This is a genomic window from Anaerotruncus sp. DFI.9.16 (genome assembly GCF_024461615.1).
In the GTDB taxonomy this organism is placed as follows: Bacteria; Bacillota; Clostridia; order Oscillospirales; family Ruminococcaceae; genus Anaerotruncus; species Anaerotruncus massiliensis.
The window spans coordinates 1-241 of sequence record NZ_JANFZX010000170.1 but is presented as its reverse complement, the minus strand read 5'-3'; the positions used below and the strand labels follow the sequence as shown (position 1 = coordinate 241).

Annotated in this window: 1 protein-coding gene; it reads left to right on the top strand. The window is 46.9% G+C overall.

Translation table 11 applies throughout. The features are described 5' to 3' along the window. Positions 1–241, top strand: a 241-nt coding sequence (locus NE609_RS17420; protein ID WP_256153253.1) for a DNA topoisomerase, incomplete at both ends; no start/stop codon positions are given.

Genomic DNA, 241 nt, shown 5'->3' with positions numbered 1-241 from the left:
CATGGAATCACATGACGAAGAAACCGATGATGAACAGGCCGGTCTATTACCTGCTTTAGCTCCGGGAGACCAGTTACAACGTCAGTTCATTACAGCTATAGAACAATACACCCTTCATCCGCCGAGATACACCGAAGCCAGTCTGGTAAAGAAAATGGAAGCTTTGGGTATCGGACGTCCTTCTACCTATGCTCCGACGATCACAACTATACAAAACCGGGGCTACATCATCAAAGAATCC